Origin of the sequence: Yoonia litorea (assembly GCF_900114675.1) — a bacterium.
GTDB classification, from domain to species: Bacteria; Pseudomonadota; Alphaproteobacteria; order Rhodobacterales; family Rhodobacteraceae; genus Yoonia; species Yoonia litorea.
In genome coordinates, this window is record NZ_FOZM01000001.1 from 1,561,458 (window position 1) to 1,585,539 (window position 24,082).

Sequence of the window (24,082 nt, forward strand, 5' to 3'; positions counted from 1 at the left end):
GATGACCGCCGAGGACGGCCCAAAGCCGACATTCATCGCGCTTTTTTGTCGCTGCGCCGCGGCCAGCCAAACCTACCGTTCGCTGCGAGCGCGAAATCAGGGTTCGGGCGAACTAGCACTGTGCCTACCAAGCCGCCTTTGGACGCTCAATTTCAAATGTCTGCTTACACGAAGATTCTCTCGAAAGATGGTCGAAACAGTATTTTTGGGGATCCCAGAAGACCCGAACAGACGTACTCTATGCTGCCTAGCATTTTCGAAGCGAGCAGTGGTGATCGTATTGCCGGCCACATCATGCGACCAATCGATCTGTGCTGCAGGGTTGATCTCAAGGTCGCAGGACGTCAGACTGAGCTCAGGGGGCTTCCCGTGGGCGTAGCATGAGCCATGCGGCCCGAGAGCAACCGCGTTCCCGTAGAGATAACGCGTTGTGTGCTTGGTGATGACTTTTGGCATCGTACTGCCTTATGACAACCGACGGCCATTGCGGCGCTGTCCATTTCCAATTCCGTCGCGAATTGAAGCGCGCCAAACCGAGGAGACCTTGCAACGTGGGCAAATTCGTTCTCCGAAGCCATCACTCCAGAAGGTCTTGTGACACTTTAGACAGGCGCGCTCCGCAGCAATGTCGGATTTTGCTTTCTCTGCCCAAGCCTGTTCTTCTACAGTTTTAGTCATTTCTTTCTCTCCTCAAGCTTCTTCAACCGCCGCAAGTCGGTGAGAGCCCGGGCTATGAGTTTTCGAACGCGTTCATCTTGTGCATCCGGCGATGCTGCAAAGCGAATAAGTAGAAACCGGCATCTTTCCGCGACGTCGATCCATGTGCGGGCTGGCTCAAGAAGAATCTGGCTTTCAACGCTTTTGGCCATCGAGTCTTGCACGTGGGCCAGACGCTGCTGATTGTTCGCGGTTCGCCGACGCATTTCGGATTCTTTTCGGGCCGCTGTGGTTCTGTGGACATCAAGTTTGATCGGATCATCTGTCATTGCGGCACCCGATTTCTGTGGCTGCAAGCCGAATTGAGGTCACTTACATCCCTTATTCGCACATGCGGCCTCATTCGCCGATGCCGGGGCGCTGAGTTCCGGAACGAGGTCCAGCCCTCTCTTCCGGTCGGGTCGTCCTGTGGATTTTGGGAGGAGCCATCCCCCAACCTTTTGGCTGCGGTGCATAGAATTTGCGAAGGTCAGCTTCGTCCACACCGTCAGCCTCCATCATGAGGCAAATCATCGGGTCAGCGAGCATTTCCTCTAGGATGTAGTCCGTCAAAGCTTTGCCCGAGAGCTTGTCTTTGGCAATGGCAGTCTCCAGTGCGACGAGCGGTACAGTCAACTCTCGGCTAAGCCCCGGATGGGAGGCACGCGGGTGCAGGTGAACTATGACCGATGATGTCCACTTGTCGGATTCGATCAAATTCAGCGTTACCCCGACTTCTGTCTCGATATCGTATTCACCTGCCGGCAGCGTCTCGTTGAAGCTTTCCAGTCGGAAAGGGTGCAGAAACACGACGGTCGTTTTGATAGAAGAAGTCATCTTGAATCTCCGGAATGAGCTATGTTTGGGTCGTCAAGCAGAACGGTGTGGTCGGACGTAACTCGTACCTCTGTGCGGAACACGCAGACAGGAATTGCGGACTGTGGCTTGCCTAGTTTCGCCTATGAGTAAGCGACACCCTGGGGTCGTCATGGGCGTCCCAAGTCCAGACATTGAATTGGGTCAAAATGTTAGGACCGAAAGTCTGTGTCAGGGGGACATCGGCAGCATCCCGACCACGCGCGATCAGAACCCTCCCCAAACGCCGTGCGTTGTTGCGTGGATCGAAGGTCCACCAGCGGCCTCCCAAAAAGACTTCCATCCAGGCCGCGAAATCGTCGGGTGGATGCGGCATTGGTTGGCCAAACTCACTGAGGTAACCGGTGCAATATCGCGCCGGAATATTCATGCACCGGCAAAGGGCAATGGCAAGGTGGGCGAAATCGCGGCAGACACCATGTTGGGCAGACAGTGTTTCGGACGCCGTCCGCGTGGCACTCGCCTGCAGGTAGTCGAAGGTAATACTGGAATGCACGAAGTCACAGATTGCCTGAACACGTGACCACCCGCTGGGAGTGTTCTCGAAAAGCTTCCAAGCCTGCTCTGACAATAGGTCTGTGTCGCAGTAGCGGCTACCGAGAAGATACACCAAGGTTTCGAACGGGAGAGCCTCCACTGCATGCTGTGCGGCATCTGGCGCTATCGGATCGGGCAGGCCGGAGTCACGAAAGATGCCGTCGGTTGAAAGGGTGAAATCTCCTGCAGTTGCTACCATCCGCGTGCACCAGTTTCCAAAACTGTCGCGATAGCTCTCCAGCGGTACGCTTGGCGAAGTGACGAGAAAATCAGCGCGTTCCAGATCGCCAAAGCGGGAGTAGTGCACGTTCAACATCGCTATCAAGGGCGTCGGCTGGTCAAGCCGGTAGCGCATCCGACAGCCGATCCGCATCCGTATGCCGGGCATCTCGAAACACTCCCTATCCTGCGCGCTATCGCCCAAGAATACATTCTCCGCCCGAAAGCTGAAAATTGCGGTCACATCTCCAACGGTTTCCAGAACGATCAAGATGGGCGTTGTTAGGAATTTCGATGGCAACGCAGTTGTCTTTCATGGGTTCAAACCCACGTGCGCACCGCCAGCCCGGACCGTAGGATGACTGATCCAGTATGGCATTTGCAGGGAGCGTCACGGCATCGCAACGGCCATCAATCTCCCGATACCCCCGCTCGCATGCCCACTTCTTCCCGTGCTCGGAACCTGTAAGATAGCCGTTCGCAGGTACTGCAATCGGCCGGCAGGCGTTCGCCGAAGCCTCGAAGCCGCGTTCACATGCCCAGCCAGAACCCCACGCACTTTCGGTCAAGAACGCGTTGGCAGGAAGTAAGATGCGAACACATGTCTCTCGATCTCGCTGATAACCTCGTTCACATTGCCAGTCGGTGCCCGAAGACCTGAGGTAGGCATTCTCAGGTATGGGAATTGAAGTGCAGGATCCATCCCCAACGTCTTGAAAACCCCTATTGCAAGCCCAGCCCCCGCCATAAGATCGCCCTGTTGCATAGGCGTTTTGAGGGATATCGATTGCAATGCATTCCACGCCCACAATCTCATATCCCAATGCACAGTCCCAGCCGCCGCCATGGCTCCGCGCATTCGCGTTATCCGGCAGAGGTCCGGTGCCGTCTTGCGCACCGACCGGAAAAGCCAGAAGGATCAGCAAGCTCGTCAGAAGCAGCATTGGAATCCGATAGTCAAATGGTAGTATTTCGGGCTGCGTTCCACCGATGAGGCGGCTCATCTCACGCCCGTCCAAGGCCCGGATTTCGTATACACGACAACCGGGGTGAGCCCTTCGAAAGTTTCTGGTGCGGTTCGACCGGTCAGGCCGCACCGCCCCATGAAACCTGAGGTGCTGATAACTGCGGCGTTCATGGCCGCGCGGAAATCAACCCGTTTGAACCATTCAGGGATATTCATGAAATATTCTCCAGCGGTGAAAGCGCCGCGTCGCTATGAAAGCTTTTCCGGACGCAGTAAGCTGCCGGACCTGCGCGTCAAATGCAGTCTGTTTCGAGGTGGTAGTCCACGGCACCGCAAAGCGTCACACCCTCTTCTGAGAAGGGTCTCCCAAGGTGATCTGGGAAGAAGGCATGCTCTGGCCGGGGTAGGAAGCGGGCCGTCTGTTCACGTTGCAGCACGACGTTGTATCTTAGAGGTGGGGGTGCGAGAGGACAAAGTCAATGGCAGCGTCCGTCGGGCTAAAACCGACCGATCTCAAATGCGCGTCCGCGATGACGCTTGTTTTCTGTTGCTCAAAGGCCCATGTCTAGACGGTCAACGTGATTCTCTGTGACCCTCTGCCTCCGTTTATCCGGCTTCAGTCGATCTCTCAGTCTGACTTTGCCGGGCTGCCGCATGTTGCGGGCAGCATATAGAACAGGAGACCACGGATATGGCCAATGGCACCGTGAAATTTTTCAATTCCTCTAAAGGTTTCGGCTTCATCGAAACGGACACAGGCGGCAAGGACGTCTTTGTTCACGTTTCCGCCGTTGAGCGCGCCGGGCTGACCGGACTCGCAGATGCGCAAAAGGTGACATTCGATGTCGAAACTGGCCGTGACGGCCGCGAAAGTGCGACAAACCTCGCTCTCGCTTGATCAAGTCCAAGCCGCGCGGTTCAAGAACTGCGCGGCTTATCAAGCATAGCGTTTGCTATGTATTGCACCATAAAACCGGAAGCGGACTTCGGCGGTTCCCGATAGAACTTTTGACGTTGCAATACTCCCGAAGGGAGAGGCGACCCAATGACCGATAGAACTGCATACGTCGAAGATGCATAGATGAAAGAGCTCGGCGCATGCGGTGCCGCCATGTCTCTTTTCAAGTGAAATCAGTGTGAAGTGCTGCGCGGAGGTTCTCACGCGGTACTTCGCTTGATCAATACGCGCGTTCTGCAAGACGCGGCAGCCAACTTGGAGAATAGTCCGACATGACACGTTTCAGTATGCAAGGCCGCACAGCGACAGGTCGCGAACTTTTCAGAGACAAGAAACCAAAGAAGGTGGCCAAAGCAAATTCGGACACGCCGCCGTCTGTCCAACTGGGTGAACACGGTCGTTATCAGATCAAGTCTGGTCGCCTGTCGGGGGAATACGTCGCGCGTGCGTTTCCAAAATCGTCCACGAATGCGCGTGGGCTAATTGCTGAGGCAAAAGGTGCGACGGAAGAGCTCGCAATTGCAGCCTTGCACAACGCCTTGGATGCACGCGAGAAACGACGCGCCGACAATCGTCGCGTCGATGAATTGACTGGCTTTCCTATTCCGAGCGCTGAGGAATATCGTGAGGCAGTTAACCAAGTTTCCCTCTCCGGTCCGCAGCGCGCAATGTTGACCGCCTTGGCTTATGCCGACGCTGATGGTCTGACGGAAACGCGGCTGAGGAGCGCGGCAGGCTATGCCTCGCACACTTCAGCCAATCGCGCTCTGTCAGCGGCAGGACAGTTAATTGCCAACTACCTTTCGCTGGACGCCGATCTCGAGGTCGTTTTGGAGCAACCCGAGGGGACGATGTTCTTAGCGTATCGGGAAGAAACCGGGGAAGATGAAGATCAAGGGAACTGGGTTCTTCACGCTGAGTTACGCGCAGCCATCAGAACTGGTCCCTCATTGACCTAGCTTGAAATCAGAAGTGGGCCTTTCGTCTGTTTCATTCTAGCTTCCGTGACATAGCCCAGCGAATTCCGCAGCGAAGTTGACAGGCCATGAGTTATCACATTTCGGCAGTCCCTCGATATGTGGCGTCTTTGTTCGGTATCCACGCGACGCGACAGTCTTGAGGCGGTACTTGCCTATTGGGAATGCCCGGTTTTCGGGGCTTGGCATCCGATTTGTGCTTTTGCAGCGAATGTCTGCTTTCCGCCCAAACTGTCGGTTCTTGCCTCAATACCCATGCGCCTTTTGGATCACGCATTGTCGGACGGGGGAAGTTTCTTCGTTCAGCAAGTTCAAGTCCATAGCGTCCTTGCCTGCTATTGCCAGCCAATTTCAAAAGGTGGGCACAAGGGTGGATAATTCCCAACCAAGTGAACTTAAACGTCTGGAGCGTAAGATATATTTACGTTTCTATGGTGCGGTCGGGGGGACTCGAACCCCCACGAGTGTTACCTCACAGCGACCTCAACGCTGCGCGTCTACCAATTCCGCCACGACCGCAAGTCATAAGCTGGGGTGCTTCTAGAGCAGGTCATTCGGCTTGCCAAGGGGCAAAACGCGCGTGATGAAGATTGCGATCAGTATGCAGGGCGCAGCAGCGTGACATAATTAATTGAAGCAAGTCTTGGCCGCCCGGAAAAGATATGAATCCACCGGATATCGGTTCGCTATATGATGATGGCTATTCATCGCAGATGCTGAAATTTGCATGGCGCTCAAAAGGCCCAAAGACTTGCGTCTTGGCTGCGTTCAGCCGATAGACTTCGCCTCAGGAACGGATTTGAAATTTCATGGTCGAATGGATCACCACCCCTGGCTTGACGCCCTATGAAGACGCCCTCGCCTTTATGGAGCAGCGTGTGGCGGGTATCATTGCCGGCCAAGCAGACGAATGCATCTGGCTGCTTGAGCATCCGCCGCTTTATACGGCGGGAACATCTGCAAAGCCCGAGGATCTCGTCGATCCTGAGCGTTTTCCGGTCCATGAGGCACGAAGGGGCGGTGAATACACCTATCACGGACCGGGGCAGCGGGTCATCTATGTGATGCTGGATGTCGGTAAGCGGGGGCATGATGTGCGTGCCTTCGTCAAGGACATGGAACATTGGGTCATGGCCACGCTTGAGCGATTCAACGTGAAAGGCGAAATCCGTGACGGGCGCGTTGGCGTCTGGGTGCAGCGCCCGGAAAAACCACGCGGCCCTGACGGCTCTGTCGCAGAAGACAAGATTGCCGCCTTGGGGATCAGGCTGCGCAAATGGGTGTCCTTTCACGGCATCTCGATCAACGTCGAGCCAGACCTATCCCATTTCGAGGGGATTGTGCCGTGCGGGATCAAGGACCATGGGGTCACATCTTTGGTTGATCTCGGGCTTCCCGTGACGATGGATGATCTTGATGTCGCACTCGCAAGCACATTTGAAGAAATTTTCGAAAATTCAGCGCACTAGAGATCAGTATTAAAGTCTTCTATCAGCATCGCCACCATAGCGGCTAGCGCCTCGTCCTTGGTTCCGCCAGCGTCAATCACTTCGGCATATTTCGCACGCTGTTGGTCCGAACTCGTACCAGTTTCAAGAATTGTCCGTGCGGCTTCCACTTCGGCAACGCAGTCAAGAACCTCGGCATCTTCGGCGATCAGCGCGATGATTTCGTCTACAGCTTGCGAGAACGGGATCAGGGCCTTGCGACCGAAATCAATCAGGCCTTCGCTGACGCCATAGCGTTGCGCGCGCCAGCGGTTCTCGCTCACCATGAAGTTCTGCACCACGCGCCAGCCGTCCCCTTCCATTGATTTCCGCCAAAGCATGCGTGTCAGGCATTGCGTGAGGGCGGCCAATGTCAGTGTCACCTCCATACGGGGTGCGACATCGCAGATGCGGGATTCAATCGTCGGGAATTTCGCGGATGGTCGGAGATCCCACCAGATCTTGGAGGCATCTTCGATCAGTCCCAGATCGACCAATGTGTCGACCGTCGTCTCAAACTGCGCCCAGTCTGTCATGTAGGGCGGCAGACCGGTTCGCGGAAGATTGTCAAAGACTGTCAGCCGGTAAGAACTCATCCCGGTATCCTGCCCCTGCCAAAACGGCGATGAGGCCGAGAGCGCATGAAGATGCGGCAGGAAGTATTTGAGTTGGTTGACCAAATTGACGCGCATGTCCTTGTCCGGAATGCCAACATGCACGTGCATTCCGCAGATCAGCATGCGCCGCGCCACACCGGCGAGGTCTTTTTGCAACTGGTTGTAGCGCGCCTTGTCCGTATGGGGCTGGTCCTTCCAGTCGGCAAAGGGATGGCATGAGGCCGCAATCGGCGCGAGGCCGTAATTCGCGGCATGCTTGGCAACCGTGCGGCGCAAATGCGCAAGATCTTCGCGCGCCTCACCGACAGTCGCGCAGACACCTGTCCCGATTTCGATCTGGCACTGCAGGAACTCAGGGCTGACCTGATCAGCGAGGTCTTCGGTGCATGCTTCAATCAGCCCGTCAGGTGCTGTGGCAAGTTTGAAGGTCTCCCGATCAACCAAAAGGTATTCTTCTTCGATGCCGATGGTGAAAGACGGCGCTTCCTGCATGTGCAAATCCCCCTTGTTTGATTTGACCTTAGCAAATTTATTGCCGCTGTCAGCGATTGGATCGTCCAAACGGGTCAGATCGTCTCACTGCGCCAAATTTACACAACTTTTCGGCCTCTTCCTTTGTTGCTCCTGTTAGTCCGAGCCGTTAGAACGACGCGGGACGGTGGCCTTGTTTTCGACTCGGCGACCCAAAAGAGTAGCCAATACGAGGAGAGCCACATGGCAGACGCAGCCATTCACGGCGACGATCACGAGGACGAGCGCGGCTTTTTCACCCGCTGGTTCATGTCAACGAACCACAAGGACATTGGTATCCTGTATCTTTGGACAGCAGGTGTTCTTGGTTTCATTTCCGTAGCCTTCACAGTTTACATGCGTTTGGAGCTGATGCAGCCCGGCGTGCAGTATATGTGTCTGGAGGGCGCGCGCCTGACAGCCGCAGCAGCCGGTGAATGTACACCGAACGGTCACCTCTGGAACGTTCTGATCACCTATCACGGCGTCCTGATGATGTTCTTTGTCGTGATCCCTGCCCTGTTTGGTGGTTTCGGTAACTACTTCATGCCGCTCCAGATCGGTGCGCCAGACATGGCATTCCCGCGCCTGAACAACCTGTCCTACTGGATGTTCGTTGCCGGTGCGTCTTTGGGTGTTGCATCAATGTTGGCGCCCGGCGGCAATGGTCAGCTGGGATCAGGCGTTGGCTGGGTGCTTTACCCGCCGCTTTCGACCTCTGAAGGCGGTATGTCGATGGATCTTGCGATCTTTGCGGTTCACCTATCGGGTGCGTCGTCGATCCTTGGTGCAATCAACATGATCACGACCTTCCTGAACATGCGTGCCCCCGGCATGACACTGCACAAGGTGCCGCTCTTTGCATGGTCGATCTTTGTCACAGCATGGTTGATCCTTCTGGCGCTGCCTGTTCTGGCCGGCGCGATCACAATGCTTCTGATGGACCGCAACTTCGGCTTTGGCTTCTTCCAGCCTGAGCAAGGTGGCGACCCGATCCTTTACCAGCACATCCTGTGGTTCTTCGGTCACCCCGAAGTGTACATCATCATCATCCCCGGCTTCGGTATCATCAGCCACGTGATTGCGACATTCTCTCGCAAGCCGATCTTTGGCTACCTGCCAATGGTCTATGCGATGGTTGCGATTGGTGTTCTGGGCTTCGTCGTCTGGGCGCACCACATGTATACAGTAGGCATGTCGCTGACACAGCAGTCCTACTTCATGCTGGCCACGATGGTGATCGCTGTTCCGACCGGCGTGAAAATCTTTAGCTGGATTGCAACGATGTGGGGCGGTTCGGTTGAATTCAAAGCACCAATGCTTTGGGCCTTCGGCTTCCTGTTCCTGTTCACCGTCGGTGGCGTGACAGGTATCGTGCTTAGCCAGGCAGGTGTCGACCGCGTCTATCACGACACCTACTACGTTGTTGCACACTTCCACTATGTGATGAGCTTGGGTGCGGTCTTTGCGATCTTCGCAGGCATTTATTTCTACCTGCCGAAAATGGCTGGTAAGATGTATCCTGAGTGGGCCGCGAAAGTGCACTTCTGGATGATGTTTATCGGTGCAAACCTGACATTCTTCCCACAGCACTTCCTCGGTCGTCAGGGTATGCCACGTCGCTACATCGACTATCCTGAGGCCTTCGCCTACTGGAACTATGTCTCAAGCTGGGGCGCATTCCTGTCGTTCGCGTCGTTCCTGTTCTTCATCGGTATCATCTTCTACACGCTGACACGCGGCGCGAAGGTCACCGAAAACAATCCGTGGAACGAGTATGCCGATACGCTGGAATGGACACTGCCATCCCCACCACCAGAGCATACGTTCGAGACGCTTCCAAAGCGTGAGGACTGGGACAAGCAACACGCACATTAGCGTCTTACTGTCTAGAGAATTGAAAGCCCCCGCAGCGCGGGGGCTTTTTCTTTGTCTCATTTCTCAGACCGGACACAAGAAAACCCCATGCTTGCGCAAAATGTGCACCTGGCGTCTACTTTCCCTGACCACACCGGAGGCTTTTTCCATGACGCAACGCCAACTCTATCTGGGCGCATTGAGCGACAATAGACGCTGGGATCAGGTCAAGCTCAGGTCGGACGATGTCATCGTCGTGACCCCTCCCAAGTGCGGCACGACCTGGATGCAAACCATCGTTGCCCTGCTCATCACAGGCGACCCGCATGTGGAGACGGAGCTGTCTGTCAGAATGCCATGGGTCGATATCCGCATCCGCGAAATGCCTGAGGTGGCCGAGCGGCTTGAGAACATGAACCACCGGCGCAGCATGAAGAGCCATACCCCGATTGATGGCCTTCCGCTTCATCCAGAGGTCCAATACCTTTGCGTATTTCGTCACCCGTTGGATGCGCATTTCTCATTTCGCAATCACATCCGAAATGTGCCGATCGGCTGGTATGACCATTGGTATCCGGAAGATGACCCTGACGGGATCACATTTCGACGGTTCCTCGATGGCGGGCCTGAAGGCTTTGATATGGATGCGATGCCGCTTGCGCATATCTTGCGTCACTACAAGACAGCGCGCGCATTGGCGGACCGCCCCAATGTCACCCTTTTCCACTATGCCGACATGAAGCGCGATCTGGCGGGGACCTTTGAGCATGTGGCAAAGCTTCTGGGGGTGACTTATGCGCCAGCACAGATGGAAGAATTGGTGTCACAAGCGACCTTTGACAACATGAAGCAAAACGCCGCGCGCTTCGCACCGTCAGGCGGCAAGGGTTTCTTCAAGTCCGACAGCGCCTTTTTTCAAAGTGGCAAACACCAGAAGTGGATAGGCGAACTGAGTGACGCGGAATTGGCGGCATATGATGCGGCTATGGATGCGGCGCTGACCAAAGATGAGCGGGACTGGCTTGAAAACGGCGCAGGCACAGGTGTCTAGCGCGGCGCGAAATCCGAAATTATGCGACCTTCCGCCCCCATCTGCTGACAGGGAATTGACCTTGGATAAGGGTCCACTAAAACCCTGATATGCCTTACGAATGGAGCCCGAAACCAGCCGAAGATAGCAGCCGTTGGCAACTGAGCCTGTGGCCTTACCGGTCGCTTTTGCGCAAGGATTTCGTCCTCTTTATCGGGGCAACTGCAGCGCTTGTATCGCTGCCATTGCTGACACTGTTGGGCCAGCCTGTCCTGTGGGGTCTCTTGCCATTCTTTGCGCTGATGCTGGGCGGCATCTGGTTTGCGCTTCACGTCAGCTACAAACGTGGCGAGGTTCTTGAAGAGCTCACAGTTGATCAAACCCATGCAGCATTGACCCGCCATAATCCAAAGGGCGACGTGCAGGAATGGCGCGCAAACAGGTACTGGGTCACTGTGCATCTGCACCCTAAGGGCGGGCCTGTCGAAAACTACCTGACGCTGCGCGGCGGGGATCGTGAAGTAGAACTGGGCGCGTTCCTCGATGCCGAAGAACGCGTGACGCTTTACAACGAACTCAAAGGCGCCTTTCGCTAGGCTTCAGCCCAAGCGGTTCTTTACCATGGGGCCAGCTTTGCCAAAATCCATCTGACCTGTGTATTTGGCTTTCAGCACGCCCATGACTTTGCCCATGTCGCGGATGCTTTCAGCATTCACATCCTTGATGGCTTTTTCAATCGCGGCGGATACCTCTTCTTCGGTCAACTGCTTTGGCAGAAACTCCTCGATGACTTCGACTTCGGCACGTTCCTTTTCGGCGAGCTCCAGTCGACCGCCCTCTTCATAGGCGCGGGCGCTTTCTTGCCGCTGCTTGACCATCCGTCCCATGATCGCAAGCACATCAGCGTCGCTGACGCCGCTGGTTTCGTCACCAGTGCCGCGCATCGCAATATCTTTGTCCTTGATGGCGGCATTGATGAGCCGAAGAGTCGAGAGGCGATCAGCCTCTTTTGCACGCATCGCATCCTTGAGGGCTGAATTCACCCGTTCGCGCATGTCCATAAATGTGTCCCGTACATTTGTTGCCAAACGAAACGGCAACATAGTCGTGTGCAGTGCGACTGACAAGGTTTCCGAAGGGTTAATGAAAGCGACGTCAGATGCCGGTGATCCGGTCTTGACCATACCTGCCCTCCCCCTTAAACCCAGCCCGATTTGACTGATTGGAGAATGGCCATGGCGCAGAAACCGACAGCTTGTTTGGCACTTGCGGATGGTACGATTTTCTACGGTAAGGGCTTCGGCGCAACCGGTGAAACAGTCGCCGAACTTTGCTTCAACACCGCAATGACCGGCTATCAGGAAATCATGACGGACCCCTCTTACGCCGGGCAGATCGTGACCTTCACATTTCCCCATATCGGCAACACAGGTGTGAACCCAGAGGATGACGAGACCGCTGATCCCGTCGCTGCCGGAATGATCGTCAAGTGGGACCCGACAGAAGCGTCCAACTGGCGCGCGACCGACGAGTTGACGTCTTGGCTCTCCAAGCGCAACCGGATCGGAATGGGCGGTGTCGACACGCGCAGGCTGACACGCGCGATCCGCCAGCAAGGCGCGCCGCATGTCGCCTTGGCGCATAATCCTGATGGTGTCTTCGACATTGAAGCACTGGTCAAAGCTGCGCGGGACTTTCAGGGGCTTGAGGGTCTTGATCTTGCCAAGGATGTGACCTGCGCACAGAGCTATCACTGGAACGAAATGCGGTGGGCCTGGCCGGAAGGCTATAAACCACAGACAGACCCCAAGCACAAAGTCGTGGCAATCGACTTCGGGGCGAAGCGCAATATCCTGCGCTGCCTTGCCAGTGCGGGCTGCGACGTGACGGTCCTTCCTGCGACGGCCACCGCCGAAGACGTGCTTGCCCTTAATCCTGACGGTGTCTTTCTGTCGAACGGTCCCGGCGATCCGGCTGCGACCGGCGCCTATGCTGTGCCAATGATCAAAGGTATTCTTGAAGCCGACCTGCCCGTTTTTGGGATCTGCCTTGGACACCAGATGCTTGCCCTGGCGCTTGGCGCGAAGACAATCAAGATGAACCACGGCCATCATGGCGCGAACCATCCTGTGAAGGACATGGAAACCGGCAAAGTCGAGATTACCTCGATGAATCACGGATTCACGGTGGACAGCCAGACCTTGCCAGTCGACGTCGTTGAAACCCATGTTTCGCTCTTTGATGGGTCAAACTGCGGGATCCGCATGACCGACCGGCCTGTTTTCAGCGTGCAATACCACCCTGAGGCAAGCCCTGGACCGATGGACAGCTACTATCTGTTTGAACGGTTCGCTGACGCGATGGCTGGCTAGGCTATTCAGCCGCCTCGACCGCCTGCGCGTCCAGCTTCAGACGTGTGACGTAAGCCTGCGAGATATGGTCCCTGAGCGCGTTGTAAGCCGCCTCTCCGTCCCCGACCTCGATCGCCGCGACGATCGCTTCATGTTCCTCAAGCGTCTGATCACCCCGCCCTTCCGCCGCGATTGATGTTGTGGCCAGCAGCGCCATGGACCGATGCACAAGGTCCAGTTGCTGCACCAGAAACCGATTATGGGATGCCAGATGGATCTGCTTGTGAAAGCGCTTGTTCGCGCGGCTCAGTGCTACAGGATCATCAATCAGGGCTTTGTCGGCCTCCATCATATCACGTAGCACCTTGATTTCTTCCGGCGTGGCATGTCGTGCGGCCAGACGTGCCGCAAGACCTTCCAGCTCTCCTCTGACAACGTAGAGCTCTGACAGTTGCGAATGATCAAGTGACGCCACAATCAGCGAACGGCCATCACGGGTCAGCAGTGACTGTGTCTCAAGGCGCTGAAGCGCCTCTCTGATTGGTGTGCGCGAAACGCCGAAACGCTCAGCAAGTTCGCTTTCAACCAAACGGTCACCAGGCTTGTAGATATGGCTGTCGATGGCTTCGAGGATCAGCTGATATGCGTCCTTTTGGTTTGCGCGGGCATCTTGCATCAGAGGCAGTCCTTGTCATGTTGGTTTGACAATACGCCTGTAAGGGCCAGCCAATCAAGGCAAAGCGATTGTCACTGTTTCATGCAAGGATTACTGTCGCTGTATGGTCGCGCAGTACTTCGCCCATGTCGATACATGGGTTTTTGATCTCGACAACACGCTTTATCACCCGTCGGCCAACCTCTTTGGCCAGATGGACGTACGCTTTTCAGCCTATGTCCAGCGTCTGACCGGGCTTGATGCGGAAGGCGCACTGCGACTGTGCCACGACTATTGGGACGAATACGGCTCCACCCTGGTCGGACTGATCGAGCACCACGATGTCGATCCGCATCATTTCCTCGCTGATGTGCACGACATTGATATCTCTCACCTTGAAGAGGATGAAGGATTGATTGCCGCGCTGCAAAGCCTCTCTGGCCGCCGTATTGTCTACACCAATGGATCTGAAAACCACGCCAAACGGGTGCTGGCGCAGCGGGGTCTGACACGTCTGTTCGATGCCGTTTACGGGGTGGAGCACGCAGCTTTCGCCCCGAAGCCGACCGAAGGGGCCTTTGCCCGCGTCTTTGCCAAGGACGGTCTCGATCCCAAGAAGGCAGCCATGTTTGAGGACGAAGCGCGCAATCTGGCCGTTCCCCATCGTCTGGGAATGCGGACGGTGCATGTGCACCGTGAGGCAGGCGACCATGACTTCGTGCATCACCACAGTGATGATCTGACAGAATTCTTGTCGCAGTTGGCGCGCTGACCCTTTCCGCCCTGTGCCCCGCGACATATGTCAACGCTATGGAACGCACACACTCTGATATCGTGATTGCCGGCGGCGGGGTCGCCGGTCTGACCGCCGCAGCAGCATTCGGGACCGCCGGTTTTTCGGTGACGATTATCGACCCTGCCCCACCAATTACCGTGGGTGATCAGGAAGGATCTGACCTGCGAACAACAGCTTTCCTGCAACCTGCGCAGCGATTTCTTGAAGCTGCCGGGCTTTGGGAAAAGCTCGCGCCGGACGCAGCACCATTGCAAGTCATGCGAATTACCGATCTTGGGACGGATCACCCGGTCACACGAGACTTCAACGCATCCGATATTTCCGACCAGCCGTTTGGCTGGAACCTGCCAAACTGGCTATTACGCCGCGAAATGGTCACGCGTCTCGACGAATTACCAAACGTAGATTTCAGGACAGGCGTTGGCTTTCAAAGTATGTTGGCCCGCACCACTGAAGTCATTGTCACCTTAAGCGACACGACGCAGGTCTCAACGAAACTGTTAATCGGTGCCGACGGTCGCAACAGTGCTGTCCGTCAGGCGGCCGGGATCGGCGTCTCCACCACGCGCTACGGCCAGAAGGCTTTGACCTTCGCTGTCACACATGATGCGCCACACAACAATATCTCGACTGAGATTCACCGCTCCGGCGGCCCTTTCACACTTGTCCCGCTACCTGATCACGAAGGCAAACCCTGTTCTGCTGTTGTGTGGATGGAGCATGGATCAGAGGCCAATCGCCTTGCGGCATTGCCGGTTGACGAATTCGAAGAGGCCGCAAACGACCGCTCAGGTGTGCTTTACGGTCCACTGAAACTGGTCACGCGCCGAGGCGTTTGGCCGATCATCAGTCAGGTCGCTGATGCTTTGGTAGCGCCACGGACCGCTCTTGTAGCCGAGGCCGCCCACGTCATGCCGCCCATCGGCGCGCAGGGCTTGAACATGTCGCTGCGGGATCTGGCATGCTTGCTTGAGCTTGCGCAAACCAATCGAGAAACGCTTGGCAACACCAAGATGCTGGAGAGCTACGCGCGGCAACGTCACCCTGATATCAAGTTGCGTGTGACTGGCATTGACGCACTCAACCGCGCCTCGATGGCAGGCAGCCCCTTGGCACAGACACTCCGCACCAAAGGGATCGAGACGCTATACGGCGTGGCACCCGTGCGGCGCGGCCTGATGCAACTTGGATTGGGCGCGACCTAAAGCACGCGGTTCAGGACCGGCAACAAACGGTCGAGCGTAGCTTGCACGTCATAAAGCTTGTCCAAGCCGAAAAGCCCCAAACGGAATGTTCTGAAATCATTCGGTTCGTCGCATTGCAGCGGAACTCCCGCGGCGATCTGCATGCCTTCGGCTGCGAACTTCGAGCCGTTCTGGATGTCGGGATCATCGGTATAGCTCACCACCACACCCGGCGCACCGAAACCTTCGCCGGCAACAGACTTGATGCCCTTCTCTGCCAAAGCTGCACGCACGGCATTGCCCAACGCCCACTGCGCGTCTTTCAACTTTTCAAATCCGAACTCACGCGTCTCCAGCATTGTGTCGCGAAACGCGCGCAGGCCATCTGTCGGCATTGTCGCGTGATAGGCGTGCCCACCGTTCTCGTAGGCCTGCATGATGCTGTGCCATTTCTTGAGATCGACAGCAAATGAGTCAGACGATGTGTCCTGCATCCGGGCCACCGCGCGTTCAGACATCATCACAAGCCCTGCGCTGGGGGTCGACGACCACCCCTTCTGTGGCGCAGAGATCAGGACATCGACGCCGGTTGCCTTCATATCAACCCAGGCACAGCCCGAAGCGATGCAATCAAGCACCATGATTGCGCCAACCTCATGCGCGGCGGATGCCAGAGCGGTGATGTAATCATCGGGCAAAATGATGCCTGCGGATGTTTCGACATGAGGGGCAAAGACGACGTCCGGCTTTGCGTCCCTGATCGCTGCTGTCACCTCTTCGATCGGTGCCGGTGCAAACGCTGCCCGCGTATCATTGCCCGCCTGCCGTGCCTTCATCACGGTTGTCTCTGCTGTAAAGCGCCCTGCCTCGAAAATCTGGCTCCACCGATAGGAAAACCAGCCGTTGCGAACGACAAACGCATGGGCGTCTTTGCCGAATTGCCTGGCGACGGCTTCCATTCCGTAGGTCCCGCCACCGGGGACAAGTGCCACGGCATCAGCGTTGTAGACCTCTTTCAGCATGGCGGAGATATCTGTCATCACAGACTGGAACGCCTTGGACATGTGATTGAGAGAGCGATCAGTAAAGACCACCGAAAATTCCATCAGCCCGTCAGGGTCGACTGCGTTCTGTGTTCCGTCCATCGCTTCCTCCTCACGTCACTTTGCATGACTTAACAAGCAAAGCGCCGCTGGCAAAGCGTTCAATCGGCCCGTTCCCACAGATCGATCTGACGTGTTGCCGCATCCTCCTGCCGTGTATTGGAAAAAACTGTGCGGTTCCGGCCTGCATTCTTGGCGCGGTAGAGTGCGTTATCTGCTTCCTGAATGGCGACTTCGACGTCTTCAAGGCTTTCCTTCAGCGAGCCACCGATTGAGACAGTGACCTTGAGGTGCGTGCCGTTGAATTCCAGGGCGTCCTGCTCAATCGTTCTGCGCATCCGCTCTGCAATCTCGAAACCGGATTCTTCCCGCTGCTCATGCAAGAAAACGATAAATTCTTCTCCGCCAAACCGGCAAACGATGTCCCGATCCCTCACGTTGCGGCAAAGGATTCTGGCAACACGGGCGATCACCGCATCACCGGCCAGATGTCCGTAGGTGTCATTGACGGACTTGAATTCATCAATGTCGATCATCAACGATGTGCCATAGGCGCCGGGCGCATCCCGCATCTGTTGGAAGAAGAAATCGCGCGTTGCAACATTGGTCAGCCGGTCACGGTTGACCAGTTGCTGTAGCTCGTCTTTCAGCAAGACGTTGCGACGCACCTGCGCCCAGACAAAAAAGCTGAAAGGCAGCGCAACCAGAGTTGTAATCACAGGCGAAAGAACCATCAATTCGGCCCTGTCCTGCCCATCATAAAGCACAAGCAACAGCGCCAATGACAAAACGACCGCTGCAAGCGTCATGAGCATTGCAGCGACAGTTACAGCACGCCAACTGGCAATCTGCGCCATCATCCTGAACCCTTCCGCGTCATGCGGCGAAAGATCGCGCAGAAACCTCTGCAAATGATTAAGCGCCTCGCGTTAGATGGGCCCCGGCCTGCGTTCCTCGCTCAGCAGGACATTCGCTTCAACATCGCCCACACCGGGCATCGTCATGATCCGGCGGCGCAAGACCCGCTCGAAATCAGCCAGGTCACGCGCCACGACCCTCAAGCGATAATCATAAAGGCCAAGCACATGATCGACGGTTTGCACCTCAGGGATTGCACCGATTGCCCTTTCAAAGGCCTCCAGACTGACGCGTCCCTTTGTGGCAAGCTTGACGCCGAGAAAGACCGTCACACCGAAGCCGACCTTTTCTGCGTCAAGTTCAAGCCGCCGCCCGACAATGATGCCAGCCTCCTGAAGACGCCTGATCCGCCGCCAGGTCGCAGGCTGGCTCATCCCAAGCTTTGCGGCCAACTGGGTCGTGGATTGATCGGCGTTGCGCTGCATTGCCTGCAAGATTTGCTTATCCAGATCGTCAAGCGTCATAGCGGCAGGCTTTCATCGGACTTGACCGTTGCAACTGTCATCAGCGCTTCGATGTCTGCGATATGAGGTAGGGTCAGAATGTTGTCCCTGTAAAGCCGCTGATAGTCCGCGAGGTCCTTGGCGATCAACGACAGACGGACATCAACCCGCCCCAAGAACGTTTGTATCTCGATCACCTCGGCCACGTCGCGCGCCGCTGCAATAAAGTCGTCAAAGGCCCGAGGCACCGTTTTATCCAAGGTGATGCGCAAACTGACCGCGATCGAATATCCGAGCGCGCGCCAGTCAATAACGGCCCGACTGCCTTTCAGGATGCCGTCATTGCGCAACCGTTCCAGCCTGCGGCTGACCTTGGCCGGGGTCGAACTCACAGCCTCAGCCAGATCAGGGACGCCGCGTGTGGGGTCCGACTGTAAAAGGCGCAGCAATCGTCGATCAGTGTCATCAAGCATGATTCCCCTGTTAATGGTTAATATTACGCATAACAATTATCATTTTGCCAAAAATACTCACGATCCATCACTCACAAATCAGATGGACACCGGTATAAGAGCGCCAGAGAAAACGCCAATCAAAGGACCGAAACAATGCGCGTATTTTACGATCGCGACTGCGATGTGAACCTGATCAAGGACAAAAAAGTTGCCATCCTCGGCTACGGCTCACAGGGCCATGCCCATGCGCTGAACTTGCGCGACAGCGGCGCCAAGAACCTTGTTGTTGCACTGCGCGAAGGTTCACCTTCGGCCGCCAAAGCTGAAGGCGAAGGCCTGACAGTGATGGGTATTGCCGAAGCCGCTGCCTGGTGTGACGTTATCATGTTTACAATGCCCGATGAGCTTCAGGCAGAGACTTACAAGAAATACGTCCATGATAACCTCAAAGAAGGTTCCGCGATTGCATTTGCACACGGCCTGAACGTCCACTTTGGACTGATCGAACCCAAGCCAGGCGTTGACGTGATCATGATGGCGCCCAAGGGTCCAGGTCACACTGTGCGCGGCGAATACACCAAAGGCGGCGGCGTGCCTTGCCTTGTCGCTGTCCACAATGATGCGTCCGGCAAAGCAATGGAAATCGGCCTGTCCTACTGCTCGGCCATCGGTGGCGGCCGCTCAGGCATCATCGAAACCAACTTCCGTCAGGAATGTGAAACCGACCTCTTCGGCGAACAGGCCGTTCTCTGCGGTGGTCTGGTTGAACTGATCCGCATGGGCTTTGAGACACTGGTCGAAGCCGGTTACGAGCCGGAGATGGCCTACTTCGAGTGTCTGCACGAGGTAAAGCTGATCGTAGATCTGATCTACGAAGGCGGCATCGCGAACATGAACTACTCCATCTCGAACACGGCTGAGTACGGCGAGTATGTCTCCGGCCCACGCATCCTGCCTTACGCTGAGACCAAGCAGCGCATGAAGGACGTGCTGACAGACATCCAGACAGGTAAATTCGTGCGTGACTTCATGCAGGAAAACGCTGTCGGCCAGCCATTCTTCAAGGCCACCCGCCGCATCAACGACGAGCATGAAATCGAGCAGGTCGGTGAAAAGCTGCGCGCCATGATGCCTTGGATTTCCGACGGCAAGATGGTCGATAAGTCCAAGAACTAAGCTGGACCTGAGGCGGTTATTCCGCCAGCTTAAAGACTTGAAGGCCCGAGCAACTGCTTGGGCCTTTTTTGACCTTGAGGAAGACCGTGACCCAAAGACCCACACTTGCAAATTGGCTTTCCGTTGCCGCCCTCGGTTTGATCTGGGGTGCAACCTTTATGGTCGTCGCGATCGCACTGGAAGGCTACGGTCCTCTGACCGTGGCCTGCGCGCGGGTGACCTTGGGTGCCATCGCGCTTCTCACCTTGATGCAGATTATGGGACGCCCGGTGCCGCAGTTGACGGGCCGGTTGTTGAAATACCTGATCGTCATCGGCCTGTTGAATTCTGCGATTCCCTTTGCTCTGCTGAGTTGGGGGCAACAATATGTGCCGTCAGCTTTTGCAGGCATCGCGATGGCGGCGGTTTCTCTGTTCGTGTTGCCGCTGGCGCATCTGTTCTCGGATGAACCTCTCACTGCACGCAACGGATTTGGGGTTACCCTTGGCTTCATTGGCGCTGTCACCCTGATTGGACCTGGCATCTTGCGCATCGGCACAGGCTGGGAGCCACTTGGACAGATTGCGTGCCTCGCGGCGGCGCTCTCTTACGCGATCTCAAGCATCATGACGCGTCGGTGTCCGACGATTGATCCCATTGTGATGGCAACAGCCGTCTTGGTTGTCGGCGCCATCGCACTGATACCGGCAATGCTTTTCTTTGAGGGGATACCCGTCATTGAGGGCACACGCCCGACAATAGCCATTGTGGTCTTGGGTTTGATCCCAACCGCTTTGGCAGCTTGGCTCCGGATCAGCACAATCCGAAGTGCAGGATCGGTCTTTATGGCGCCTGTCGGTTTTCAGGTTCCGGTGTGGTCGATGATCTGCGGCGCATTGATCCTGAACGAAGACCTGCCTTTCCGGTTTTTCATTGCGCTCGCACTGATCCTTTCAGGGCTCGCCATCAGCCAATGGGCCAATCTGCGCAAGATCTTCCGCGGTTAAGCTGCCGCTTCGACCTCGGTGACGATGCTGTCGACAACCTCGGACAAAAGGTCATTGTCTTCGCATTCAGCCATGACACGGATCAGCGGTTCAGTGCCCGACTTACGGATGAGCAACCTGCCACGCCCCGTCAATTGCGCTTCTGCATTTGCAATCGCACTCTGAACCGAAGCCGCGTTCAGTGGATCCTGGCCCTGAGAGTACCGGACGTTCTTGAGAAGTTGTGGCACAGTTTCAAAGCTGCTTGTCAGCGCGCTGGCAGGCTTGCCTGTCTCGATCATCGCTGCGAGAAACTGAAGCCCCGCCAAAAGGCCGTCACCTGTCGTGGCGTAGTCGGTCATGACGATATGCCCTGACTGTTCACCACCAAGGTTCCAGCCACCTTTGCGCATGGCTTCTACCACGTAGCGATCCCCGACCGCGGTGCGTTCCAGTCGCAGGCCACGCCCTTCCAGGTATCGCTCCAGCCCGAGGTTGGACATCACGGTTGCCACGAGCGTGCCGCCTTGCAGGCGTTCTTGTTCCGCCCAACGCCCAGCCATCAGCGCCATCAACTGATCGCCGTCAGCAACAGTGCCGGTTTCATCGAGGATCATCACGCGGTCCGCATCACCATCTAGGCAGATGCCGACGTCAGCCCCTTCGCGGCGAATGACCTCAGCGGCGAAATCTGGATGCGTGGACCCGCACCCTTCGTTGATGTTGGTGCCGTCAGGGGCCACGCCAATCGGGATCACGGTCGCGCCGAGTTCCCACAAGACCTCAGGTGCTACGCGATGCGCGGCACCGTTGGCGCAATCAATGACCACCTTGAGGCCGTCAAGCCGCATGCCAGCGGGGAAGGTCGATTTCACACGCTCTGCATAGCGGAAACGGCCATCGTCGATACGTTTGGCTCGTCCGATGTTTTCCGCTTTCGCCGGTGTAATGACGCTGGCGATGAGCGCCTCGATCTCGGTTTCTGCCGCGTCAGACAACTTGAACCCGTCAGGCCCGAAAAACTTGATCCCGTTATCATGATGCGGGTTGTGGCTGGCCGAAATCATGATCCCGAGGTCGGCACGCATTGAGGTGGTCAGAAGCCCCACAGCGGGCGTTGGAACAGGCCCCAGCAGAAGCACGTTCATGCCGGTACTTGTCAAACCAGCCGTCAGCGCGTTCTCGAACATATAGCCCGACAGGCGCGTATCTTTGCCGATGACCACGCGATGTCCGTTCGACCCGTCATTGCGAAAGTACCGTCCGGCAGCAGCGCCAATCTTGAGCGCCATTTCAGCCGTCATCGGATAGGAATTTGCCGTGCCGCGCACACCATCGGTGCCGAAGAACTTGCGTGTCATGTCATTGCCGCTCCGCCAATGGCCCATTCAAGATCGAGAGCCTGCTTTGTAGCGAAGATATCGTGCACCCGCAGAATTTGCACGCCCTGACGTGCACCAAACAACGCGACGGCAACCGAACCGCCGAGGCGGTCCTGCGCGTCCTCGCCGCCACCGATTGTTCCGATAAACCGTTTGCGTGATGCACCCAGCAAAATCGGACATCCCAGCCCGTGGAAAATCGCAATACCCCGCAAGATGCTGAGGTTGTGTTCAAGCGTTTTGCCGAAGCCGATGCCGGGATCGACAATGATACGTTCGCGCGGCACGCCAGCTTGTTCGGCGACCGTCACCCGCTCTTCCAGAAAATCGTAGATATCCAGCAAGACATCGTCGTAATGCGGATCCTCTTGCATTGTTTCAGGTGTTCCTTGGGCGTGCATGATGCACACTGGCAGATCGTGCCCGGCAGCCAGTTGCAAAAGTGCCGGATCAAACGTGAACGCCGCGACATCGTTGATAAGGCTTGCCCCCGCCTCAACCGCGGCACGGCCCACACCGCCCTTGCGGGTATCAATCGAGATCGGAATATGGCTTTCGGCACGGATGGCAGCGATCACTGGCGCGGTGCGTGCAATCTCATCGTTGACGGCAACCTCTTTGGCACCCGGGCGCGTGCTTTCACCACCAATATCGATGATTGCTGCCCCGTCGCGTTGCATCGCGCGGGCATGATCAACAGCGGCTTCTGGCGCCGCGAACAAACCACCGTCCGAAAAGCTGTCGGGTGTGACGTTGAGAATCCCCATGATCTGGGGGCGGCGCATGTCCAGACCGGCGATCGACACACGCGGTGCCGTCAATCGCGTCAGGACAGTACCGGGTAGATCGCCTGCAGCCTGTTTTCGCCTGCTGCCGCCTCTTTCCTGAACGACAACGGTATCGAACCAGCACAACCCACCTGCGAGTGGAAAGCTCTGTGGGCTGGGCACTTCGCCAAAACGGACAATGGGTCGGTAATAGACTGTCACGGCAACGTCTCATCCAACTCTGACACCGCGCGCACAGGCACTGACGCCTCAGGTGCATCAGCACCTATGACCAGAAGCTCTTTCGCGTCCACCTCGGCTGCAAACCATGCGACAAGCGCCAGCGCATCACGCGGGCCGGCAGAGGGGCCATCAACAGCATCCAGCACGATTTTTGAAGGGGCCCAGATACAGATCTGGTCGTTCTTCATCGCCCAGTCGAGTTCAGTGCGTGTTCCCACCACCATCAACCTCTGGTCATGGGCAGCCAACCGCCATGCGTTCTGTTCAATCGCCAGAAGATCAATCCGCCTTTGCGCCAGCAAATTTTCGACCTGCGGCGCTGAAACATCATCGGCACCGACGCATATGATCAAAGGGGCATCGCGTGCCTGAAGCTGATCAATCCATCCTTTCAGATGCGGCGAGGTAATGGCAGCGTTCGTCAGGTAAACGACGCGAGGATGCGGAGCTTCGACATGCTCTTGCGCGGCCCGATCCAACCCATCACGCGAGCGCACGATCTCGACGCCCAGTGCGAATGGCCCACGATCCAGCTTCTCGATCCTGACAAAGACACGTTCGGCCTGAGGCTCCAGAAGGATTCGTTCAGCGACGCGCGCCGCCAAGGTTTCCAGCAGGTTGATCCGCTCGGCCTCAAGTTCAATCGCAATCGCTTCGGTGACTTTGTCGTAGGACAGTATGCGGTCAACATCATCGTCAATCGGACCACTCAGCGGCATCACCTCGACAACGACATTGAAACGGACCCGCTGCAGTTTGCCCCGTTCCTGCTGGAATGCACCGATTTCTACTTCGACGGTGTAGTCGCGTAGCGAGATGCGATCACAGGGGGTCTGGCTGCTGGCTTCGGCGCGCTCGCTGGGATGCGCAAACGCCAATCGGATGTCATCATTCATCGGTGGTTCCAGCTCAT

The 24,082-nt window shown here is 56.5% G+C and carries 24 protein-coding genes, 1 tRNA gene and 1 pseudogene; 11 read left to right on the forward strand and 15 right to left on the reverse strand.

All coding sequences use genetic code 11. The features are described 5' to 3' along the window. Nucleotides 1-96: 96 nt before the first annotated feature. The 4 genes from BM316_RS16885 to BM316_RS08065 form a co-directional block, all read right to left on the reverse strand. Complete coding sequence (locus BM316_RS16885; RefSeq protein ID WP_090206209.1) at nucleotides 97-456, reverse strand: transglutaminase N-terminal domain-containing protein; 360 nt, start codon at nucleotides 454-456, stop codon at nucleotides 97-99. Nucleotides 457-674: 218 nt separating this feature from the next. After that, on the reverse strand, nucleotides 675-986 hold the full coding sequence (locus BM316_RS08055) for a hypothetical protein (RefSeq protein WP_090206212.1): 312 nt from the start codon (nucleotides 984-986) through the stop codon (nucleotides 675-677). A 70-nt stretch (nucleotides 987-1,056) separates the two neighbouring features. Further along, the gene (locus BM316_RS08060) at nucleotides 1,057-1,533 is read right to left on the reverse strand and encodes a hypothetical protein (RefSeq protein WP_207493640.1); all 477 of its coding nucleotides are present in this window, start codon (nucleotides 1,531-1,533) and stop codon (nucleotides 1,057-1,059) included. Nucleotides 1,534-1,645: 112 nt separating this feature from the next. Then, the gene (locus tag BM316_RS08065; RefSeq protein ID WP_375342238.1) at nucleotides 1,646-2,488 is read right to left on the reverse strand and encodes a transglutaminase-like domain-containing protein; all 843 of its coding nucleotides are present in this window, start codon (nucleotides 2,486-2,488) and stop codon (nucleotides 1,646-1,648) included. A 1,498-nt stretch (nucleotides 2,489-3,986) separates the two neighbouring features. Between BM316_RS08065 and BM316_RS08080 the strand changes: the two genes are divergently transcribed. Both BM316_RS08080 and BM316_RS08085 read left to right on the forward strand, forming a co-directional pair. Next, nucleotides 3,987-4,193 carry a cold-shock protein gene (locus BM316_RS08080; protein WP_090206221.1) on the forward strand — a complete coding sequence of 69 codons (207 nt, stop codon included), beginning with the start codon at nucleotides 3,987-3,989 and terminating at the stop codon, nucleotides 4,191-4,193. A 332-nt stretch (nucleotides 4,194-4,525) separates the two neighbouring features. Then, the gene (locus BM316_RS08085) at nucleotides 4,526-5,212 is read left to right on the forward strand and encodes a hypothetical protein (protein ID WP_131802553.1); all 687 of its coding nucleotides are present in this window, start codon (nucleotides 4,526-4,528) and stop codon (nucleotides 5,210-5,212) included. A gap of 450 nt (nucleotides 5,213-5,662) precedes the next feature. Here the strand turns inward: BM316_RS08085 and BM316_RS08090 are convergent. Then, nucleotides 5,663-5,749 (reverse strand) — tRNA-Leu (locus BM316_RS08090). Nucleotides 5,750-6,039: 290 nt separating this feature from the next. Between BM316_RS08090 and lipB the strand changes: the two genes are divergently transcribed. After that, nucleotides 6,040-6,699: a lipoyl(octanoyl) transferase LipB gene (gene lipB / locus BM316_RS08095; RefSeq protein WP_090206225.1), complete on the forward strand. Its 660-nt coding sequence runs from the start codon at nucleotides 6,040-6,042 to the stop codon at nucleotides 6,697-6,699. On the opposite strand, the gene BM316_RS08100 is transcribed toward lipB, so the two are convergent. After that, nucleotides 6,696-7,826: a carboxylate-amine ligase gene (locus tag BM316_RS08100; protein WP_090207750.1), complete on the reverse strand. Its 1,131-nt coding sequence runs from the start codon at nucleotides 7,824-7,826 to the stop codon at nucleotides 6,696-6,698. The two genes, lipB and BM316_RS08100, sit on opposite strands and share 4 nt — an antisense overlap. A gap of 222 nt (nucleotides 7,827-8,048) precedes the next feature. Between BM316_RS08100 and ctaD the strand changes: the two genes are divergently transcribed. The 3 genes from ctaD to BM316_RS08115 all read left to right on the forward strand — a co-directional run bounded on the left by ctaD (nucleotide 8,049) and on the right by BM316_RS08115 (nucleotide 11,327). Next, nucleotides 8,049-9,722 carry a cytochrome c oxidase subunit I gene (gene ctaD / locus BM316_RS08105; protein WP_090206228.1) on the forward strand — a complete coding sequence of 558 codons (1,674 nt, stop codon included), beginning with the start codon at nucleotides 8,049-8,051 and terminating at the stop codon, nucleotides 9,720-9,722. Nucleotides 9,723-9,870: 148 nt separating this feature from the next. Next, the gene (locus BM316_RS08110) at nucleotides 9,871-10,752 is read left to right on the forward strand and encodes a sulfotransferase domain-containing protein (protein WP_165606556.1); all 882 of its coding nucleotides are present in this window, start codon (nucleotides 9,871-9,873) and stop codon (nucleotides 10,750-10,752) included. A gap of 89 nt (nucleotides 10,753-10,841) precedes the next feature. Beyond that, entirely contained in the window at nucleotides 10,842-11,327 is a 486-nt protein-coding gene (locus BM316_RS08115; protein ID WP_090206231.1) for a DUF2244 domain-containing protein, read from the forward strand. 3 nt (nucleotides 11,328-11,330) lie between these two features. On the opposite strand, the gene BM316_RS08120 is transcribed toward BM316_RS08115, so the two are convergent. Continuing rightward, complete coding sequence (locus tag BM316_RS08120) at nucleotides 11,331-11,792, reverse strand: GatB/YqeY domain-containing protein (RefSeq protein ID WP_090206233.1); 462 nt, start codon at nucleotides 11,790-11,792, stop codon at nucleotides 11,331-11,333. A gap of 174 nt (nucleotides 11,793-11,966) precedes the next feature. Here BM316_RS08120 and carA point away from each other — a divergent pair, with 174 nt between their 5' ends. Beyond that, on the forward strand, nucleotides 11,967-13,103 hold the full coding sequence (carA, locus tag BM316_RS08125; RefSeq protein WP_090207756.1) for a glutamine-hydrolyzing carbamoyl-phosphate synthase small subunit: 1,137 nt from the start codon (nucleotides 11,967-11,969) through the stop codon (nucleotides 13,101-13,103). A 1-nt stretch (nucleotide 13,104) separates the two neighbouring features. Here the strand turns inward: carA and BM316_RS08130 are convergent, their stop codons facing one another. Beyond that, nucleotides 13,105-13,758, reverse strand: coding sequence for a GntR family transcriptional regulator (locus tag BM316_RS08130; protein ID WP_090206236.1), 654 nt, complete (start codon nucleotides 13,756-13,758; stop codon nucleotides 13,105-13,107). A 103-nt stretch (nucleotides 13,759-13,861) separates the two neighbouring features. Here BM316_RS08130 and BM316_RS08135 point away from each other — a divergent pair, with 103 nt between their 5' ends. Together BM316_RS08135 and BM316_RS08140 are read left to right on the forward strand one after the other, a co-directional pair. Then, nucleotides 13,862-14,509 carry a pyrimidine 5'-nucleotidase gene (locus tag BM316_RS08135; RefSeq protein ID WP_090206239.1) on the forward strand — a complete coding sequence of 216 codons (648 nt, stop codon included), beginning with the start codon at nucleotides 13,862-13,864 and terminating at the stop codon, nucleotides 14,507-14,509. Nucleotides 14,510-14,547: 38 nt separating this feature from the next. After that, nucleotides 14,548-15,738 carry a UbiH/UbiF family hydroxylase gene (locus BM316_RS08140; RefSeq protein WP_090206242.1) on the forward strand — a complete coding sequence of 397 codons (1,191 nt, stop codon included), beginning with the start codon at nucleotides 14,548-14,550 and terminating at the stop codon, nucleotides 15,736-15,738. Here the strand turns inward: BM316_RS08140 and BM316_RS08145 are convergent. The 4 genes from BM316_RS08145 to BM316_RS08160 all read right to left on the reverse strand — a co-directional run bounded on the left by BM316_RS08145 (nucleotide 15,735) and on the right by BM316_RS08160 (nucleotide 18,654). Continuing rightward, nucleotides 15,735-16,862, reverse strand: a complete 1,128-nt coding sequence (locus tag BM316_RS08145; RefSeq protein WP_090206245.1) for an aminotransferase class V-fold PLP-dependent enzyme — start codon at nucleotides 16,860-16,862, stop codon at nucleotides 15,735-15,737. The genes BM316_RS08140 and BM316_RS08145 overlap by 4 nt on opposite strands. A 59-nt stretch (nucleotides 16,863-16,921) precedes the next feature. Continuing rightward, nucleotides 16,922-17,680: a GGDEF domain-containing protein gene (locus BM316_RS08150; RefSeq protein WP_090206248.1), complete on the reverse strand. Its 759-nt coding sequence runs from the start codon at nucleotides 17,678-17,680 to the stop codon at nucleotides 16,922-16,924. 69 nt (nucleotides 17,681-17,749) lie between these two features. After that, nucleotides 17,750-18,202 (reverse strand): Lrp/AsnC family transcriptional regulator, encoded by a 453-nt coding sequence (locus tag BM316_RS08155; RefSeq protein ID WP_090206251.1) that lies wholly within the window; start codon nucleotides 18,200-18,202, stop codon nucleotides 17,750-17,752. Beyond that, nucleotides 18,199-18,654, reverse strand: a complete 456-nt coding sequence (locus BM316_RS08160) for an Lrp/AsnC family transcriptional regulator (RefSeq protein WP_090206254.1) — start codon at nucleotides 18,652-18,654, stop codon at nucleotides 18,199-18,201. Before BM316_RS08160 ends, BM316_RS08155 begins: the two co-directional genes overlap by 4 nt. Nucleotides 18,655-18,786: 132 nt before the next feature. On the opposite strand from BM316_RS08160, the pseudogene ilvC reads away from it, so the two are divergent. Both ilvC and BM316_RS08170 read left to right on the forward strand, forming a co-directional pair. Beyond that, a pseudogene (gene ilvC, locus BM316_RS08165) lies at nucleotides 18,787-19,812 on the forward strand (ketol-acid reductoisomerase); the annotation flags it as partial. An 86-nt stretch (nucleotides 19,813-19,898) separates the two neighbouring features. Next, a complete protein-coding gene (locus tag BM316_RS08170) occupies nucleotides 19,899-20,798 on the forward strand; it encodes a DMT family transporter (protein ID WP_090206259.1) in 900 nt (299 codons plus the stop codon). On the opposite strand, the gene glmM is transcribed toward BM316_RS08170, so the two are convergent. From glmM to BM316_RS08185, 3 genes are read right to left on the reverse strand one after another with little or no spacing between them, the layout of a single operon-like run. Further along, entirely contained in the window at nucleotides 20,795-22,138 is a 1,344-nt protein-coding gene (glmM, locus tag BM316_RS08175; RefSeq protein WP_090206262.1) for a phosphoglucosamine mutase, read from the reverse strand. The genes BM316_RS08170 and glmM overlap by 4 nt on opposite strands. Continuing rightward, the gene (gene folP / locus BM316_RS08180; RefSeq protein WP_090206265.1) at nucleotides 22,135-23,148 is read right to left on the reverse strand and encodes a dihydropteroate synthase; all 1,014 of its coding nucleotides are present in this window, start codon (nucleotides 23,146-23,148) and stop codon (nucleotides 22,135-22,137) included. Before folP ends, glmM begins: the two co-directional genes overlap by 4 nt. Continuing rightward, nucleotides 23,145-24,065, reverse strand: a complete 921-nt coding sequence (locus BM316_RS08185) for a dihydroneopterin aldolase (RefSeq protein ID WP_090206269.1) — start codon at nucleotides 24,063-24,065, stop codon at nucleotides 23,145-23,147. The genes folP and BM316_RS08185 overlap by 4 nt, the downstream gene beginning before the upstream one ends. Between the last annotated feature and the right edge of the window lie 17 nt (nucleotides 24,066-24,082).

Excerpts from the sequence above, each read along its gene's own strand:
- BM316_RS08135 (WP_090206239.1), top strand. The coding sequence starts at position 13,862 with ATGGTCGCGCAGTACTTCGCCCATGTCGATACATGGGTTTTTGATCTC.
- BM316_RS08060 (WP_207493640.1), bottom strand. The coding sequence starts at position 1,533 with ATGACTTCTTCTATCAAAACGACCGTCGTGTTTCTGCACCCTTTCCGA.
- BM316_RS16885 (WP_090206209.1), bottom strand. The coding sequence starts at position 456 with ATGCCAAAAGTCATCACCAAGCACACAACGCGTTATCTCTACGGGAAC.
- BM316_RS08145 (WP_090206245.1), bottom strand. The coding sequence starts at position 16,862 with ATGGACGGAACACAGAACGCAGTCGACCCTGACGGGCTGATGGAATTT.
- BM316_RS08140 (WP_090206242.1), top strand. The coding sequence starts at position 14,548 with ATGGAACGCACACACTCTGATATCGTGATTGCCGGCGGCGGGGTCGCC.
- BM316_RS08185 (WP_090206269.1), bottom strand. The coding sequence starts at position 24,065 with ATGAATGATGACATCCGATTGGCGTTTGCGCATCCCAGCGAGCGCGCC.
- carA (WP_090207756.1), top strand. The coding sequence starts at position 11,967 with ATGGCGCAGAAACCGACAGCTTGTTTGGCACTTGCGGATGGTACGATT.
- BM316_RS08080 (WP_090206221.1), top strand. The coding sequence starts at position 3,987 with ATGGCCAATGGCACCGTGAAATTTTTCAATTCCTCTAAAGGTTTCGGC.
- BM316_RS08115 (WP_090206231.1), top strand. The coding sequence starts at position 10,842 with ATGCCTTACGAATGGAGCCCGAAACCAGCCGAAGATAGCAGCCGTTGG.
- lipB (WP_090206225.1), top strand. The coding sequence starts at position 6,040 with ATGGTCGAATGGATCACCACCCCTGGCTTGACGCCCTATGAAGACGCC.
- BM316_RS08160 (WP_090206254.1), bottom strand. The coding sequence starts at position 18,654 with ATGCTTGATGACACTGATCGACGATTGCTGCGCCTTTTACAGTCGGAC.
- BM316_RS08110 (WP_165606556.1), top strand. The coding sequence starts at position 9,871 with ATGACGCAACGCCAACTCTATCTGGGCGCATTGAGCGACAATAGACGC.
- BM316_RS08055 (WP_090206212.1), bottom strand. The coding sequence starts at position 986 with ATGACAGATGATCCGATCAAACTTGATGTCCACAGAACCACAGCGGCC.
- BM316_RS08100 (WP_090207750.1), bottom strand. The coding sequence starts at position 7,826 with ATGCAGGAAGCGCCGTCTTTCACCATCGGCATCGAAGAAGAATACCTT.
- BM316_RS08130 (WP_090206236.1), bottom strand. The coding sequence starts at position 13,758 with ATGCAAGATGCCCGCGCAAACCAAAAGGACGCATATCAGCTGATCCTC.
- BM316_RS08120 (WP_090206233.1), bottom strand. The coding sequence starts at position 11,792 with ATGGACATGCGCGAACGGGTGAATTCAGCCCTCAAGGATGCGATGCGT.
- BM316_RS08085 (WP_131802553.1), top strand. The coding sequence starts at position 4,526 with ATGACACGTTTCAGTATGCAAGGCCGCACAGCGACAGGTCGCGAACTT.
- ctaD (WP_090206228.1), top strand. The coding sequence starts at position 8,049 with ATGGCAGACGCAGCCATTCACGGCGACGATCACGAGGACGAGCGCGGC.
- BM316_RS08155 (WP_090206251.1), bottom strand. The coding sequence starts at position 18,202 with ATGACGCTTGACGATCTGGATAAGCAAATCTTGCAGGCAATGCAGCGC.
- glmM (WP_090206262.1), bottom strand. The coding sequence starts at position 22,138 with ATGACACGCAAGTTCTTCGGCACCGATGGTGTGCGCGGCACGGCAAAT.
- BM316_RS08150 (WP_090206248.1), bottom strand. The coding sequence starts at position 17,680 with ATGATGGCGCAGATTGCCAGTTGGCGTGCTGTAACTGTCGCTGCAATG.